The sequence below is a fragment of the Sarcina sp. DSM 11001 genome, from assembly GCF_900101015.1.
Taxonomy (GTDB): domain Bacteria; phylum Bacillota; class Clostridia; order Lachnospirales; family Lachnospiraceae; genus CAG-791.
Genome location: NZ_FNFZ01000025.1, coordinates 1 through 17,198, shown reverse-complemented (window position 1 = coordinate 17,198; position 17,198 = coordinate 1). Strand labels below are relative to the sequence as shown.

Here is a 17,198-nt window from a genome sequence, read left to right as displayed (position 1 = left end):
CAGATTCTATAAAGATTCTGGACAGTCTGCACAGATTCATTGAGATTTATTAACTGATAAGGCTTAAAGCATTTTTATTCTGCTTTTTATTCTGCCGCTATGCAGTCTTCAATGATCTTCTGCGCGTTATCACAGGCCTGTTCCATCTTCGCGGGGTCGGAGGGATCCTGCCATGCGTCGAGGAAAGCGCCTGCCTGCTGGAGCTTGTCCTCCCAGACAGTGGTGTTCCTGGTGTAAGGACGGAAGTACAGCTTGAAGTTCTCCATCTCGATGAAAGGAGAGACATCCATGCCTTCAAAGGCTTTGCCGAAAGCTTCGGAGACGCCTTCCATACCGGCCATGGTGACACCCAGTTCAGCCTGTTTGATCTGGCTGGGCTCAGAGCAGAGATAGGAGATCAGGCTGTAGCAGGCATCGGGATTGGAGGTGCTTGCACTGGCTGCCCAGCCGAGACCGTTGTAGCAGGACTGGCGCTCGCCGTCATCACACTGGCCGTTTCCGTTTACATCTGCATAGGGAAGAAGAGCCCAGTAATAATCCGCATGGTTCTCTGCCTTGTAGAAGCTGTTGATCATCCAGGAACCCTGAGTGATCATAGCGCACTTGCCGGACTGGAAGAGGGAGTCTGTGCCGGTCTCGGCGACGACTGCCTGGGGAGCACCGACAGAGAGGAGCTTGCGGACCATTTCCATACCGGCCTTGCCTTCCGGCGAACCGATCGTGGTGCCCTTATGATCCTCGGTGATGACTTCTGCGCCGTAATCATAAATCAGGTTGTACCAGCCGTCCTGGTTGTTGGAGGTGTTCATTGCCATGCCATAGACATCGCCTTTGGAAGCTTCCGTGATCTTCTTCGCGGCTTCGTACATGTCCTCCCAGGTCCAGTCTGCTGTCGGATAATCGACTCCATACTGATCGAAGATCGCCTTATTGTACAGAAGGCAGATGGTATCGTGATCCTTGGGGAGCGCAAAGACCTTGCCGTCGCTGCGGGTATACAGCTGGACAATGCCCTGATAGAACTTGGACATATCCATGGACTCATCGTTCGCGATATAGTCGTCGAGGTCGAGCAGGAGGTCATTTTCCATATACATCTGTGCCGTGTTGGAATGCATCCAGAAGACATCCGGCATAGTGCCGCCGGAAGCGCCTGCTTCGAGAAGTGTCCAGTAGTTGTCCCAGTCGACGACTTCGATCTTGGCCGAGATTCCGGATTCCGCGGACCATTCGTCCACGATCTCCTGAAGACCTGCCTGCTGGTTGGAATCCCAGATATTGATCGTCAGGCTGTTGGAAGGGGCTGCGCCGGAGTTGCCGTTCCCGGAGGGGCTGGCGGAGCTGGAACCGCCGCCGCAGGCTGCGAGGGACAGGGCCATCATGCCCGCCATCGCCAGTGCCATTAACTTTTTCATCATAACAGTTTCTCCTTTCTGATCATGATGAGAAGGAGTCACGGAAACCAATGCTTCAGCAGATGGTATTTTGTGAAATGATCATCAGGTCTCATGGTTTCCCTGATTCCTTTGGATTAACAGATCCGCTGAGCCGGATCTGCGGTTTTTCAGGCACTTATCCGATGGAATTGCGCTTTTTTCGTCAAAATGCCATGAAATAGTAAGTTTTGTTCACGTAAAGTTTACAAATAATTCACGATTACGTACATGGAACCATGTTTACCGGGCATGGGAAAATGATGTTTAAGTTACCGTACGGACCCCATCGAAATTCGAGGCGTTTTTCGCGGGTTTTTCGCGGAAAACCCGACATGTAATCGAAAAAACGAGGTCATCATTCTTTGACCGCGGTCAAGTGATAGAGGAAGGCAGTGTATTCAGGGACCTCCCGGGGAATGGGGAGACCGGCGTGCATGAGTGCCATTCCGCTTGCGGTCAGAGCTTTGCCATCTCTTTCAACCCGGTAGAGGGTGTCGGGAGAGAGACCCTTGCATTTGATGTATTCCTGGGGGCCGTTGACAGTCAGGTTGACAGTGATCACGGTTACCAGGGCTTCGCTCTTATCTTTTGCGACACTTTCCCAGGCCACGAGATTGACCTGCTCAAAGGGGTTTGCCAGCCGGTAGTAATCGCCGAAGAAGTTGAGGTCGTAATACTTGTGGTAGAGGCCGCTCATCTTTTTGCAGGTCCGGATCTCTTTCTTTTTGAGCTTTGTCGCGTCGAGCTCATATCCGAAGGTACCGCACATGGCGATGGCGGCTTTGGTCTCGAAGGGGACCATGGGACTGGCTTTCGAGACATGGGCCCCCATAGTACTGACCGGATAGAGGAAGGAGGAACCGTAGTGGAGTTTGAGGTTGTCCAGCGGCTTGGTGTTGTCGGAGCTCCAGTACTGGACAAAATAGGTCAGCATGGCGGGATCGAAGCGTCCGCCGCCGCCCGCGCATCCTTCGAACATGATATCCGGGTGGGTCTTGATGATGCCGTCCATGACACGATAAAGTCCGAGCACGTAGCGGTGAGAGACCTCTCCCTGGCATTCCGCCGGGAGCGCGTTGGACCACAGATCCGTGATGGCACGGTTGATGTCCCATTTCACATAATAGATATTGGCGCTGTCCAGGATCCGGTTGATGCTCTCGATCAGGTAGTCCTGGACTTCTTTTCTGCCCACATCGAGGGCCAGCTGGTTGCGGCTCCGGACCGCCCTGCGCCCGGGGATCTCCATTGCCCAGTCGGGATGGGCCCGGAAAAGGTCGGAGTCCTCGGAGACCATCTCGGGCTCAAACCAGATCCCGAATTTCATATCCAGATCATTGATCTGGCGGACCAGCTCTGTGAGGCCGCACTTGATCTTCTTTTCATTGACATACCAGTCGCCCAGGCCGGAGTTGTCATCGTCGCGCTTGCCGAACCACCCGTCATCCATGACGATCATTTCGACGCCCATTCCTTTGGCAGCTTTTGCGATCTCAATGAGCTTTTCATCGTCGAAGTCAAAGAAGGCTGCTTCCCAGGTGTTGATCAGGACGGGGCGCCTCACATCGCGGACAAACTTACTTTTATTCAGATTGTTCCGGATAAAGTTGTGGTAGTTCTGACTCATCCGGGTCAGACCCTTGTGAGTATAGGTCATGAGCACAGCGGGAGTGTCAAAGTCCTCACCGGGATCTACCGGGTAGCTGAACAGGCGGTCGTTGATGCCCATTACCAGGCGGGCCTGGTCGTACTGGTCAAGCTCGACCTCTGCCAGAAAGCTTCCCGAATACATGAGCGCAAAGCCATAGCAGGCACCGAAATCTTCGGTCGTCGTCCTCTCCGCCAGGGCAATAAAGGGGTTCTGCTGGTGAGAGGATATGCCTCGGCCGCTGCGGATCTTGTGCACATGGTGAGTCAGGGGCTGACGCTCAACCTGTCTCTCCTGACCATATCTGCCCGGCAGGGAGATCAGATCCAGATTCTGTCCGTTCATGTAGTCCATGTTCAGAGACATGATCCGCTTGAGCTGGATCGTTTCTTTTCCTCCATTATGGACTCTGGCTGCGCGCATGATGATGTCCGCCTCCTCAAAGACGGAATACAGGAGTGTGACCTGGACATTGGTTACCGCATCCTCAATGGTCAGTTCCAGACTGTCAACGGTGTCGTTTTCTGTGGCAAAGGCAGTGGGCAGCCCCTGCAGGGTAAAGGGACCATGATACATCCTGTGGGAAACATACCTGCCATTGAAGGAGAAGCTGCCGTCAGAATTCTGCACTTCGATGGAATTGATCCGGAAATCTCCCTGCTGCTGCGTCGTGAACTCCTGGGGCTGAGCGTCCAGCGAAAAGGTGCGCTCCTTCAGAGAATCATAGGGGTTGCCCGAAAAACCCCGGTCATATTGCCGGATCAGATAGACCAGATCCTCATCCCGGATCGTCGCTCCGTAGTAGAGGTGCTTTACATAGTTGAGATTCCCGATCTTCAGCTGATAGGTCGTCCTGGCGGTATGGAGGGAAAAGGTCTTTTTGTTTTCGTTATACACAATTGCCATGGTGAACTCCTTTTTCTTGATGGCGGGGCAGCCGTGCTGTCTGTTTATCGTCGTGATGAACCTTCTGACCGTCATGGGGGGCGGGCTCATCAGATGTACTGTCTGTGTCGGATTCAAAAGGATTTGGGTCTTTCTGTGTCACGCTGTCCTGTTTGTGCTGTTCCCGGTACAAGCGGGGGCTGACACCGAAACGCTGTTTAAAATATCTTGAAAAAGCCAGGGGATCCTGGTAACCGCTCTCCAGGGCAATATTGTGGATGGAATCGTCTGTGAGGAGCAGACACTCTGATGCATGTACCATTCTGAGACGGATCAGGTATTCCTGGGGAGAGATACCATAATGCTCGCGAAACAGGCGGACGAGATAGCTGCGGGAGATACCGATTCTTTCAGCCAGCTTGTTCACCCGGACCTGCTCGGAAAAATGACGCTGCAGATACCGCGCCGCATAGGTTGTATAGGAGACCTCCTGAGTCGTGACCATACCCAGGGGCCTGCGGTTGGTGGAACCGTCTAAAATCAGTCCGATCACTCTGTTTATGCAGGCACGGCGGAAAAAAGCTTCCGCCAGGACATCGGTCTCAATCTGCATGGCGGCATGGACAGTCTCCAGCACTAAACTGCCATCGGCAAAAGGAAGTACGGGATTCGTTTTTGTAAAGCCGATATTCTCCATTAAGCGTTCGGCACTGGCACCGTGAAATCCGATCCAGACGTAATACCACGGATCCTGCAGATCTGCCTTATAAAAGGTCTCATCCCCCGGATAGATGAGGAACATGTTGTCCGGTCCGATTTCAAAACGATCCTTCCCGTTATGAAATACCCCCTTTCCATCCAGTATGATGTGCAGCGCAAATTCATCCCGGATGTGGGGACCGAAACTGTGGCCCGGACGGCATTCCTCGATGCCGCAGTAATCCAGATACAGAGGAGGTATTTCCTCCAGTGTATTTTGTATGGAAGCAAAATCCCTGAAGAGCTTATCTGCCTCTTTCCTATATCGCTTTACCTGTTCACTCATGCTGCCTCCCTGCCCGTGCTTATCGTAAAAGTGATATCTCTTCCTTATCCTTTCGAGCCATTATAATATGCCAATATGCGATATTTGTATGGCGTACAGCCAGTAGTTATATGCCATTTTGCAATGTTTGAATCTAAACCGATAAATATAGACTCATTTTGGTATATTTTGATGTAATATGGAAATATAGACAGGGGGGACGGGGGTGTCTGTACACTGTTCCGCGGGGAAGTGCAAGGACAATAAAGTGAGGACCTGAGAAATGCTGTTTAATTTTAAAATATATTCCGGAAGGCATTTTGTTGATCTGGGGATGTATCAGACAGGGCATGAGCAATGTCCCTCAGGACACCTGTTTGGTCCGGCGTCCAGGGAACATTTTTTGTTTCATTATGTGCTGAAAGGAAAAGGGACTTTATTGTGTCCGGATTCATCAGGAGAGTTGAAAAAACACGTGATCCGGGAAAATGAGGGGTTCCTCATTTTCCCGGGCTGTGTCACGACTTATTTCGCCGATGCGGATGAGCCCTGGGAATATGTCTGGATCGAATTTGACGGTATGAGCGTCAGAGAGGGGATCGACCGGGCAGGATTTTCCCTGGATGCTCCTGTTTACAGGGCTTCACTGCCGGATTACCGGGAACAGGTAAAAGAGGAAGCCCTGTATATCACAGAACATCCGGAGGAATCCCAGCTGCATCTGGTCGGGCATCTCTATCTGTTTTTTGACTCCCTCATCCGGTCCAACAGACAAGTCAACACCTATTCGGGAAGCAGCCTCAGGGATTACTATGTCCATGAAGCCATTTCCTTTATAGAAAGTAATTATCAGAATGATATTTCTGTCGAGGATATCGCAAAAAGCGTCGGTCTGAACCGGAGTTATTTTGGCAAGATATTCAAGGAAAGAGAGGGACAATCCCCCCAGGGTTTCCTTCTTTCTTACAGAATGGCCAAGGCCGCGGATATTTTGCAGACAACGGATCTCTCTGTGGCAGAGACCGGCGTTTCGGTCGGCTACCAGAACCAGCTCCATTTTTCCCGGGCTTTTAAGGGGGTCTACGGCATACCGCCCCGCGAATGGAGAAACAAAAATCGGGTATAGGCGTCATATTTCCATATATACTGCAGGATTATTCATTCTAAGAAGGACCCGGATATCATATAATTTAGGTGTATGTCTGAAAATTCGGGAGATTTAGCGCCTTTACAAAGAATTTTTACTCACAGAATTTTTATTCAAAGTATTTATATTCACAGATTTTTTATTCACAGATTTATATTCAAAGATTTAAATTCAAAGAGATTTAATTCAAAGTGTTTTGATTAAAGTGTTTTAAAGCACACAAAACTTTGCGACATACAAATTAAATATCTGTAAAAAGGAGAATCAGGCATGAGACCCATTATTTCCATAAAAAACACTCTGGCACAGGGAGGCTTTGATCAGCTGCTTTCCCATATCTACTGTCGTCCTGCCGCGCAGCTGCAGCCCTTCCGCGACAGGATTACCTGCGTTGCCGATGGATTCATGAAAGAATTCGACAGGGATGAAAACACAGAGGCGGCGATTTTTTCCGCGCCCGGACGGACCGAGATCGGAGGAAACCACACCGACCACCAGCGCGGGAAAGTGCTCACCGGGTCCGTGGACCTGGATGCCGTTGCCTGCGCCGCTCCCAACGGGACCGGTACAGTGCGGATCTTTTCCGAGGGATATGGCATGACAGCTGTCGACTGCAGTGCGCTGGCACCTGTGAAGGAAGAAGAAAACACGACCAAAGCCATCATCCGCGGAATGCTGGCAGCGGTCGCGGAAAAGGGGTATTCCGTTGCCGGTTTTGATGCCTTTGTTATCTCCGACGTGCCGGGCGGATCGGGACTTTCGTCCTCAGCCTGTTTTGAAGTGCTGGTGGGTGTCATGCTCAACGGTCTTTTCTGTAAAAATGAGATCTCCCTTGCTGAGATCGCCAGGATCGGCCAGTATGCCGAGAACGTTTATTTCGGCAAACCGTCCGGACTCCTGGATCAGATGGGGTGCGCGCTGGGCGGAATAGTTGCCATTGACTTTTTCAAGAAAGAAGCGCCTGAATACCACGAGGTGCAATATGACTTTGCGTCCGCCGGATATGCCCTCTGTATTATCGACACAGGCGGGGATCATTCCGACCTGACGGCAGACTACGCCGCAGTCCCTGCGGAAATGCGGTCAGTGGCAGAGGCTCTTGGCAAAGAGGTACTCTCTGAAGTCGATGAAAAGGACTTTTATAAAGCGGTTCCGGAACTCAGGAAAAAGCTGGGTGACCGCGCCCTCATGCGCGCGGTCCACTATTATGCCGACTGCTGCCGCGTAGAGCAGCAGGTGAAGGCGCTGGAGGAGAACGCATTTGACCGTTTTCTGGACCTGGTCACTGAATCGGGACATTCCTCCTATATGTATCTGCAGAATGTGGACACCTACCGGGATCCTGCCCATCAGCCGGTCGCCCTGGCGCTGGCCATGGCTGACCATTATCTGGCAGGACGAGGCGCCTTCAGGGTCCACGGCGGAGGTTTCGCAGGCACCATCCAGGCTTTCGTCCCCCTCGACATGGTCGACGGATTCCGGGCCGACATGGATTCTGTTCTGGGCAGCGGCGCCTGCAGAGTGACTTATATCCGTCCCGTGGGCGGCTGTGTGCTCGTGGAATGATAAAGATGAAGTGAGTCACGCTCATGGATCAATACGTGGATAAATAGTGGTTAAACAGTGGATAGAATAAGGAGGGATCTGATGGAGAATATGGAACTGTGTATCTCCCAGCTGGTCGAATACGCAGTGCAGAAGTGCTGGATCAGTGAAGAGGACAGGGTATGGGCCGCCAACCGTGTTCTGGAAGTCCTGCATATGGATGGATTTGACGGTCTTGTATCTCTTTCTCCAGTAAATGCAGGTGAGAATTCTCATCCTGACGAACTTGCCGGGGAAGAGGGCATTAAACTGCCTCCGATCCAGGAGATCCTGGATCGTCTGTGCGACTATGCCTTCGAACACGGCGTGATCGCAGGCAGATCCGCCACCTACTATGATCTGCTGGATACGGCCCTGACGGGAATTCTCGTTCCCCGTCCTTCGGAGGTCATCGCCCGGTTCAGGAAACGGTATCAGGAATCCCCTGCGCTGGCGACCGACTGGTATTATACCTTCTCCGGTGATACCAACTACATCCGGAGAGACCGGATCGCCAGGGACGAAAAGTGGACAGTGGACACGGAATACGGCACCCTTGACATCACGATCAACCTCTCCAAGCCGGAAAAGGATCCCAAAGCGATCGCGGAAGCGGGCAAAATGAAGAGCACCGGTTACCCCAAGTGCCTGCTCTGCGCCGAGAATGAAGGCTATGCGGGACACCTGAACCATCCCGCCAGACAGAACCACAGGATCATTCCGATCGTCATGGGCGGAAAGGATTTCTTCCTCCAGTACAGCCCCTATGTCTACTACAACGAGCACTGCATCGTGTTTAACAAAGAGCATATCCCGATGCACATCGATGCCGACGCCTTCCGCTGTCTGCTGGATTTCATCACGATGTTCCCGCATTATTTTGTGGGCTCCAACGCAGACCTGCCGATCGTAGGCGGCAGTGTACTCAGCCATGACCACTATCAGGGCGGCAGATATGAATTTGCCATGGCGAGGGCAGAGATCGAGAAGCCCTTTACCATCCCCGGCTATGAGGACGTGGAGACGGGCATCGTCAAATGGCCCATGTCAGTGATCCGTCTCAAAGCGGCAGACAGGAACCGGATCATTGAGCTCGCTGCCCATATTCTGGAAAAATGGCGCGGCTATGACGACCCGGAAGCCTTTGTCTTCCACGAGACAGAAGGGGAGCCCCACAATACCATCACTCCCATCGCCCGCAGAAGAGGAGAGGATTACGAACTGGATCTGGTGCTGCGCAACAACATTACCACACCCGAAAATCCCCTGGGAGTTTTCCATCCCCACGCGGAAAAGCATCATATTAAAAAAGAAAATATCGGCCTGATCGAAGTCATGGGTCTGGCAGTACTGCCCGCCCGGCTCCTGGACGAACTGGCCGCTGTAGAAAAAGGCCTGACAGACGGCAGTGATCTTCAGGCTGACCCCCTTACAGCTTCCCATGCCCAGTGGGCACAGGAAGTCAGGAACAGACATCCGGAAATGACCCCCGGGAACGTGCGGCAGATCCTCCGTCAGGAAGTGGGAGAGGTCTTCGCCCATGTACTCGAAGACGCCGGAGTATTTAAACGCACACCCGATGGCAGCGCGGCATTTGAGAGATTTACCTCGCTGCTCTGACAACTGGAAAAATGGCGGAGCCCCTGCATGGAACAGCAGGAACTCCGCCATTGTTGTTTTTGTGTTTTTCTCAGGTTGGAAAGAGCCAGGGGCAGGCTAAAAGGAGACACTTGTTTTCTTTTGGTCTGCCCCATTCCCCTGTCTTAGCGGCTTGGGGATCCGTTTCCTGTTTCCCGGTCAAACGGCTCGGGGAAGCGCTTTCCCGGTGCAGCGGCGCAGGTCTATATTTCTAAATAGACATACTCGCTGGCATTGACGAGTTTCGTCCCGTATTTATGCATTCTTTCCCGAACGAAATGGCCGTACTCTTTATGTACATGGCCGTGGATCATGAAGCGGGGGCTGGTTGTGCGCAGCAGACTGTTGAAGCAGGAAAAGCCTCTGTGGGGAAGGTCTTCCATGTCCCCCCATCCTCTGGCGGGAGCATGGGTGACAAGAATGTCGATTCCGCCTGTAAAAACAGATTTCAGATGGGCTTTAAAGGCGCGGGAACGCATCTGATTTTCTGTGTACATAAACGGACCTTCCTTATAGCGCATGGAACCGCCCAGGCCCAGGATCCGCAGTCCCTGGTACCGGAAGATCCTGTCCTCAATACATGTACATCCTTCCGGGGATGTCTTGTTGTATCCTCCGTCATGGTTTCCGTGCACATACAGGAGCGGGCAGTGTGCCATGGTCACCAGAAACTCCAGATAAGCCGGAGCCAGATCTCCGCAGGAGATGATCAGATCCACATCCGCAAGTTTTTCGGGCTGATAATAATCCCACAAGGACTTGGATTCAATATCCGATATGGCAAGTATCTTCACAGCATTTTCCCCCCCCGGTCTTCCGGTTTCTCGATAGTTTCCTTTCCTTTGTCTGCCATTCTCACGATAATCCTTTTTCGCAATCTGCTGATTCCGGGGCAGATCACTTTTTTAGTCTGTCAATTCTAAGGTGGTTTTCCTTCAGATTATCGGTGTCATCACAGTTCTCCGTCAATGTTTTCCACAAGCCAGTCCATGGACATGATTTGTGCTGCCGTCAGGGACGAGTCCTTTTCTCCATGTATGGCTCCATCTCTGCCGCGCAGTTCTCCGGCAAAGGGATGGACACGATCTTCCGTGATCCCGCGGCGGAGAAGTTCCATAAGCCTGTAGGAGGGGGCGGGCAGGTGGTCGGACAACACAATATCGATGATCCCGGAGCTGAGTCCCATCCAGTAATTCACCGCGAGATCCTTTTGCTGTGAGGGGAGATTGTCATAAGTGCCGTCCATGATCCTGCGGACGATGAGTTCATAGAAAGATCCCCAGTTCCAGACGGGAGCGGCGAGACGGCGGAATTCTCCCTCTTTCTCTTTGAGGTAGAGGCCATATCTGCGGTTTTCATCGCTCAGCCGGACCATGTCGATGTCGGAAAAGACATGAACGCATCTTCCTTCGTCTTCTTTAGAAACAGACGCGTTGTCTTCTCCGGTCCATTTGAGGCTGACGCGGCAGTAGGGGTCGATGAGCTGGGCGCCGAGGGCAAAGGCGTTCACGGAGGACAGGGCGGCAGGATCTTTTCTGCCTGCCGTATAGGCGATTCGGTGATCGTCTGTCAGACTGGCTGCCAGCGCTCCCATCAGATATTTGGCTTCGTACATTTTTCCATAATAAAAACGGACAGTGGGGAGTGACTGATTCAGACTGCAGCAGAGTACCTTCACGCGGGGATTGTCCACCGCGAACCGCAGGGAGGGCTGGACCAGGGCGGGCGATGTCGTAAAGATCATCCCGCAGTTTTCCTTTTTGGCTGTCTCAAAGGCTTCGCGGATGCTCTTGTCGTCCGTGCAGTTTTCAAAACACAAGGTTTCCACCAGGCTCCCGAACGCCTCTTTCAGATGATTTCTGCCAAGCTCATGTCCGTAGACCCAGCCGGAGTTCTTCATATTGTTTTCATGGATAAAAGCGATCCTCAGGGGGTGGGCCGGGGAGATTATTTTCTGTCCGGTATCCGCCGCAGTCTGAGGGACCACGCGGGAAAGTGTGTTCTCGACAGCCTTTCTGGTAACTTCCGCTGTGGTCTCCGCCGCGCCTGTGCCTGCGGCAAGCCCTGCCGCCGCCCCGGCCACAGCTCCGGCGAAATGAGCTGCCCCGGCCACACTGGCTGCCCCGGTTTTTTCCACAAGGCGGACCGCTTTTTCCATCGGATGTTCCTTCCGGACCGCCTCCGCGTCTGTCCGGTTCTCGATCAGTGCAATCTCTCCGGACCGGGAAGCGGCAAGAAACTCTTTCCTGAGCAGAGTCAGACGCCTTTCAATCTCCTTTCTGTCCTCGCGCAAAAGACTGTCGAGGCTGTAAACACCCAGATAGACCAGAAGCGCGTCGGCAGGGGTCTGGACAAGCTTTCCGCTGGTCCGCGCCGGGTGGGCCGGATAAGCAGAGCGGAAGGAGATAAATGCTGCGTGCAGTTTTTCAAGCAGTTCTTCAGGCCATGGCTCCTGGAGATTCTGTCCCAGGATCTCCGCCAGCCGGGTGTAACGCCCCGGTGCCGAGAAGGTGATCTCGAACATGCGCGTGACATTGAAAAAATCCAGGAATTCATAATAGATTCTGCTCTGGACAGAATCGTCCCTGGGAGGAAGGATCCTGATCACTTGCGCGGGGACTGAGACTGCCCCCACATAGCGCAGTACCGAGACCCGCTTGTTGCCCTCTTCGACATAGAAGAGGTTCATAAACTCATAGGCTTTGACAGGTTCCCGGATCCCCTCCTCGACCTGGGCGTCGCAGAGCGCGCTCCATTTGAATGAAAACTCCGTGTTTTCCTCCATCAAAGGCATGAAGTTGGACGCAAAGGCAGTCTTTCTGCCGCTTGTACGTGTCCCTGCGAACAGTTCCAGCGGGATCTCGAACAGCCCCAGACTGATCTCAGGGTATCGGTCCACTTCCGGAACCATATCCTCCAGAGCCGGCAGATAGGGATACTCTCCCCGTACCAGTGCGTGCCGGTAAGCCCGCTCTCCCAGTTTTTTTGCCTTTTCATAGTCGATGGTCAAAATTTTTCCTCCGTACTCATATCATGTCCTGGATCATTATGTCCTGAACTATCATGTTTTGAACTAATATCTTCTGAATGATTGATCCCTGAATAAGAATAGCCTGAATGAATGTGTCCTGATCTATTATGTTTTGGACAAACGTGCTCTGTCATGTTTCTAACACAGCCATTTTAACACAGCCACAAACAAGTATCTATAAAATCAAACCCGTAAGTGTTATAGTTCTATAGTAAGGAATTGTAACAGAATTAACTGTGCAGACTACGCAGATTATTTCGTTACAGCTCCTGAGGATATGACTGGCATGGAAATGGCATGAGAACGAAAGGAAACACTATGATCAAAGCTGTTTTTATGGATTATACCGGGACCATGGTCAAGGAGGATGAACCATACACCAGGGAGCTGGTCGGATACTTTGCTTCCCACAGTGATCTGAAAGATCCAAATGAGATTCTGAAAGTTGTCTGGACCAGGATTAAAATAATCGAAGCGAAAAGTTTTGGGGACTCCTTTCTCCTGAACGATGAAAAGATCGATCTGATCCTGGAATACTGCGCCAGGGAACATGGCCTTAAGGGTGATTTTGCCTACATTCATGAGGTATGGCACAAAGTGTGGGTTTACGCCCCCCTCTTTGAAGATGTAAAGCCTTTTTTTGACAGGACAAAACTACCCGTCTATGTCCTGTCCAACGATGACATGTGTTTTCTGGAAGAATCCATGCGTGTAAAAGACCTGCACCCCGCAGGAATCATTTCAGCGGAGACAGCCCGTGCCTGCAAGCCGAACAGGCTGATCTTTGAAAAAGCAATGGAAATCGCGGGAGTGAAGCCCGACGAAGCGGTACTTATAGGAGATTCCGTGACATCAGACATTGAACCGGCCCGGCTTCTCGGCATCACCCCGATCTACATTTCCCGCAAAGAGCCCGCTGTTCTTGACGGAGCACGGGTGATCAGGACTCTGGACGAACTAAATATATAAAGAAGTAAATATATAAAGAAGGGAGGGACCGCAAATGATACTTTATGTCAATGCCTGCGTACGCAGGGATTCCAGAACAAAACGACTGGCGGAATGCCTTCTGGAAAAACTGGACGAACCATTCACAGAAGTTCGTCTGGAAAACATTGTTTTTCCTGTATCAAATGAGGCTTTTCTCACAAAGCGGGATGAACTGATCGAGGCAGAAGATTTTTCAAATCCTGCGTTTTCTCTCGCAAAGCAGTTCGCGGCAGCTGACAAGATCGTGATCGCCGCGCCGTACTGGGACCTGTCTTTTCCGGCAGCCTTGAAGCAGTACTTTGAACATATCAATGTCCGCGGAATCACCTTTACCTATACACCCGAGGGAATCCCGAAAGGACTGTGCAGAGCAAAGCAGGTTTATTACGTGATGACGGCCGGCGGCGATTACACACCGGAAGAATTTGGCTTCGGGTATGTAAAAGCTCTGGCGCAGGGCTATTACGGAATAGAAGATGTAAGGCTGTTCCAGGCCGTAGGGCTGGATATTGAGGGAGCCGACGCGGAAGAGATCCTGCAAAAAAGCATGGAAAGTATCAGGCAGATGTAAGAGGTCGGGTATCCGGTTTACTGACAGACATTTCTGACAATGATAATCAATGATAACAATGATAATAATGTAATGGTTGAAAACCGGCCGGCACAGGCCGGTATAATGAATAAAGTGGTGAATGAGAGAATAAGGAGGTTCACATGGCAAAAGTCCTTTTATTGAACGGAAGTCCTCACGCAGATGGCTGTACAGCAACAGCTTTGAATGAAATGATCAACGTATTCCAGGAATCAGGGATCGAAACGGAGCTGATCCATGTCGGCAGCAAGAGCATCAGGGGATGTATTGCGTGCGGCAAGTGCGGCAAGCTGGGGAAATGTGTTTTCGACGACGATCTGGTAAATCAGGCTGCTCCGAAATTTGAAAAGGCAGACGGCCTTGTAGTGGGCAGCCCTGTTTATTATGCAAGCCCTAATGGCACCATCCTTTCCTTCATGGACCGCCTTTTCTACAGCACGCCGTTCTCCAAGCATATGAAAGTCGGCGCCGCTGTTGTCAGCTGCAGGAGGGGCGGGAATACGGCGACATTTGATGTGCTGAACAAATATTTCACGATCAGCGGTATGCCGGTGGCCTCCAGCACCTACTGGAACCAGGTGCACGGATTTACGGCGGATGACGTAAGGAAAGACCTGGAAGGACTTCAGACCATGCGAAACCTCGCCAGGAATATGACCTTTATGATCAGGGCGTTTGCAGACGCAAAAGAAAAATATGGATATCCTGAACTGGAAACAGGATGTTTCACGAACTTTGCGGACGGCAAGTAAGTTTATACAGGCAGGTTTCTACAAGTGAGAGCGCAGGGAGGGGAGATATGGGACGATTCGTCTCCCTCAGGAATTCAGAATAGCAGAAAGAGCGAAAGCACCTCGGTTTTCATAACCACATCGGCGCCTTTTGCTTGGAAGGAAGGAAATAACAATGAAAAAATGGGTAAAAAAACTTTGTGCCGCAATCCTGATGACTTGCATGCTGGGGACAGTTTCAGGGACAGCTGCAGCCGCAGAGGAAGCAGATCAGAAGGTTATTCCCTTCCCTCTGCAGCAGGAAGCGGAGGAAGAGCTCCAAAAAGAGGTGAGCGCGTTTGAGATCACTGCAAAACACCGGGAAATGGCAGCGGAAAATGAAGCGGGATACCCGGTGCTGGATGCGGGCCGGGGAAATCCCAACTGGATCAATACACAGTCCCGGTATGCTCTCACCAGATTTATGAATTTTGCCATTGAAGAATGTGAAAACGATTTTTCAAAAGGCAGCATGGCTGGACATGCCATCCAGGAAGGGATTGGAGAACGGTTCGATAAAGCAATGGATCCGGATGACAAAACAGACGCTTTCCTTATTGATATGATTCAATATTGTACGGATACACTTGGTCTGGACAAGGATGTGCTCCTGAAGGAACTGGCGGATGCCGTGATTGGAGATTATTATCCATCCCCCAGCCGCTGCCTGCCCTGCACAGAAACAATTTTAAATGCTTACCTGCAGTCTGCTTTGTACCATGGTGTTGATCTGGCGGCGGAAACTCAGATCTTCCCTACAGAGGGAGGAAGTGCCGCGATGGTATATATTTTTGAAGCGCTCAGTCACAACCGGCTTTTAAAAGCCGGAGACCAGATCGCGATCGCAACTCCAATTTTTACCCCCTATCTGGAGATTCCTTCTATAAAAAATTATGGCCTTGTGTCCATTGACATAAGCAGCACGGAGGAAGACAACTGGGACATTTCAGAGGAGGAACTGGCCAAGCTGGAGGACCCTTCAGTCAAGGCCTTTTTCCTGGTGAATCCTTCCAACCCCGCATCCCGTGCACTTTCACAAAGAACGCTTGAGAGACTTAAGCAGGTTGTGGAGAAGAATCCGGATCTGATCATTTTGACGGATGATGTGTATGGTACATTTGCGGAGGATTTCCAGACCGTCTATAGTGTGCTGCCCTACAATACTATTCTGGTTTATTCATTTTCAAAACTCTACGGAGTGACAGGATGGCGTGTCGGCCTGATCGCGATGAATAAGGAAAACGTCTGCGACCGTCTGCTCTCAGAACTGGGAGAGGAGGACAAGACTGTCCTGAAAAAGGAATACTCTATTATCACTCCGGATCCGGAAGAGTTAAAATTCCTGGACCGGGTCGTGGCGGACAGCCGCGCTATCGGTCTGTATCATACCAGCGGCCTTTCTACACCGAGCCAGGCATTTATGGATATGATGGCACTGACACACCTGGTTTATGCTGAAGAGGATCCTTATATCGAGCTGGCAAATGAAATGGTGGAAGAGCGCTATCATACACTGATGGAAACTCTGGATCTGCCTGCTGACGACGAGGATCAAAATACGCAGTACTATACCCTGCTGAATTTGCGTGCTCTTGTGAAAAAACACTACGGAAAAGATTTTGTAAAATGGCTGTCTAAAAACCGGACAGACCTGGATATTCTGAATGATCTGGCTGAAAAAAAGGGCGTAGTATTGATGTACGGCCCCGGTTTCAGCGCACCGAAGGGCACGGTGCGGATTTCCCTGGCTAACCTGAATGTCGGGGATTATGCTGAGATCGCGGACAGGCTCATTGAACTTATGGACGAGTATTACAAGGAGTACGAAGAAGAAATGGCTGCTGAACCGGCGGCATGATCAAGACAGGCATCTTCTGTCTGTGGACTGAGGAAGAGCAAAAGGACTTCTAATGCCCCTGGTTTTTAAGAGCCTGCCCGCGAGTGAAAAATCAACTGGTGACAGAAGATTGACAGATGATTTTTCACTCGCGGGCGGGCTTGATTTATCAGATAAAAGATAATTGAAAACCTCACATTACCGGGCTTGATTTGTCAGATAAATCAAGAAGAATACACATAGTGTGCGGAAATATAAAAAACAAAAAAAGTGCTTGCACAGGGCGCTTTGGTGTGATAGTATTTGTTTCGCTGCTGAAAAAGAGCGGCTGAACAGCTTGAGACTGTCAGAAAAGATGAGGACTTCGAAAGAACCGCATTAAAGGATTTCGAAAAACCACATCAAAAAAACTTTTAAAAAAATAAAAAAAGTTGTTGACAGAATCGAAAAGCTGTGATAGATTATAGAAGTTGTCGCGCAAGACAAAAGCACGGCAGCAAAACAAAAACGGGGACCTGCCCTGCAGGCTCCGGAACACATTTCCAACCTTATATGAGAACAAGACAGAAATGCAACCCTGAATATATTCCTTATATTTAGAAGGTCATTAACGACC

At 51.0% G+C, this 17,198-nt stretch carries 12 protein-coding genes; 7 read left to right on the top strand and 5 right to left on the bottom strand.

What is annotated here, in order from left to right; translation table 11 throughout:
• Nucleotides 1-86: 86 nt before the first annotated feature.
• The 3 genes from BLT02_RS12825 to BLT02_RS12815 all read right to left on the bottom strand — a co-directional run bounded on the left by BLT02_RS12825 (nt 87) and on the right by BLT02_RS12815 (nt 5,014).
• Nucleotides 87-1,418, bottom strand: a complete 1,332-nt coding sequence (locus BLT02_RS12825) for an ABC transporter substrate-binding protein (RefSeq protein WP_092996223.1) — start codon at nt 1,416-1,418, stop codon at nt 87-89.
• A 373-nt stretch (nt 1,419-1,791) separates the two neighbouring features.
• Nucleotides 1,792-3,990: an alpha-galactosidase gene (locus tag BLT02_RS12820; protein ID WP_092996220.1), complete on the bottom strand. Its 2,199-nt coding sequence runs from the start codon at nt 3,988-3,990 to the stop codon at nt 1,792-1,794.
• Nucleotides 3,974-5,014: an AraC family transcriptional regulator gene (locus tag BLT02_RS12815; protein WP_092996217.1), complete on the bottom strand. Its 1,041-nt coding sequence runs from the start codon at nt 5,012-5,014 to the stop codon at nt 3,974-3,976. The genes BLT02_RS12820 and BLT02_RS12815 overlap by 17 nt, the downstream gene beginning before the upstream one ends.
• A 262-nt stretch (nt 5,015-5,276) precedes the next feature.
• Between BLT02_RS12815 and BLT02_RS12810 the strand changes: the two genes are divergently transcribed.
• The 3 genes from BLT02_RS12810 (at nt 5,277) to BLT02_RS12800 (ending at nt 9,344) form a co-directional block, all read left to right on the top strand.
• On the top strand, nt 5,277-6,119 hold the full coding sequence (locus BLT02_RS12810) for an AraC family transcriptional regulator (RefSeq protein WP_092996214.1): 843 nt from the start codon (nt 5,277-5,279) through the stop codon (nt 6,117-6,119).
• Between the two features lie 291 nt (nt 6,120-6,410).
• The gene (locus tag BLT02_RS12805) at nt 6,411-7,706 is read left to right on the top strand and encodes a galactokinase (RefSeq protein WP_092996211.1); all 1,296 of its coding nucleotides are present in this window, start codon (nt 6,411-6,413) and stop codon (nt 7,704-7,706) included.
• A gap of 90 nt (nt 7,707-7,796) precedes the next feature.
• Nucleotides 7,797-9,344: a UDP-glucose--hexose-1-phosphate uridylyltransferase gene (locus BLT02_RS12800; RefSeq protein WP_347474985.1), complete on the top strand. Its 1,548-nt coding sequence runs from the start codon at nt 7,797-7,799 to the stop codon at nt 9,342-9,344.
• Nucleotides 9,345-9,565: 221 nt separating this feature from the next.
• On the opposite strand, the gene BLT02_RS12795 is transcribed toward BLT02_RS12800, so the two are convergent.
• Together BLT02_RS12795 and BLT02_RS12790 are read right to left on the bottom strand one after the other, a co-directional pair.
• A complete protein-coding gene (locus BLT02_RS12795; RefSeq protein WP_092996206.1) occupies nt 9,566-10,156 on the bottom strand; it encodes a metallophosphoesterase family protein in 591 nt (196 codons plus the stop codon).
• A gap of 158 nt (nt 10,157-10,314) precedes the next feature.
• Entirely contained in the window at nt 10,315-12,372 is a 2,058-nt protein-coding gene (locus BLT02_RS12790) for a BMP family ABC transporter substrate-binding protein (protein WP_092996203.1), read from the bottom strand.
• A gap of 318 nt (nt 12,373-12,690) precedes the next feature.
• Between BLT02_RS12790 and BLT02_RS12785 the strand changes: the two genes are divergently transcribed.
• The 4 genes from BLT02_RS12785 (at nt 12,691) to BLT02_RS12770 (ending at nt 16,603) form a co-directional block, all read left to right on the top strand.
• The gene (locus tag BLT02_RS12785; RefSeq protein ID WP_092996200.1) at nt 12,691-13,362 is read left to right on the top strand and encodes an HAD family hydrolase; all 672 of its coding nucleotides are present in this window, start codon (nt 12,691-12,693) and stop codon (nt 13,360-13,362) included.
• A gap of 34 nt (nt 13,363-13,396) precedes the next feature.
• The gene (locus tag BLT02_RS12780; RefSeq protein WP_092996197.1) at nt 13,397-13,954 is read left to right on the top strand and encodes an NAD(P)H-dependent oxidoreductase; all 558 of its coding nucleotides are present in this window, start codon (nt 13,397-13,399) and stop codon (nt 13,952-13,954) included.
• A gap of 143 nt (nt 13,955-14,097) precedes the next feature.
• Nucleotides 14,098-14,727 (top strand): flavodoxin family protein, encoded by a 630-nt coding sequence (locus BLT02_RS12775; RefSeq protein ID WP_092996194.1) that lies wholly within the window; start codon nt 14,098-14,100, stop codon nt 14,725-14,727.
• 154 nt (nt 14,728-14,881) lie between these two features.
• Nucleotides 14,882-16,603, top strand: coding sequence for a bifunctional aspartate transaminase/aspartate 4-decarboxylase (locus BLT02_RS12770; protein ID WP_242869810.1), 1,722 nt, complete (start codon nt 14,882-14,884; stop codon nt 16,601-16,603).
• Nucleotides 16,604-17,198 lie beyond the last annotated feature (595 nt).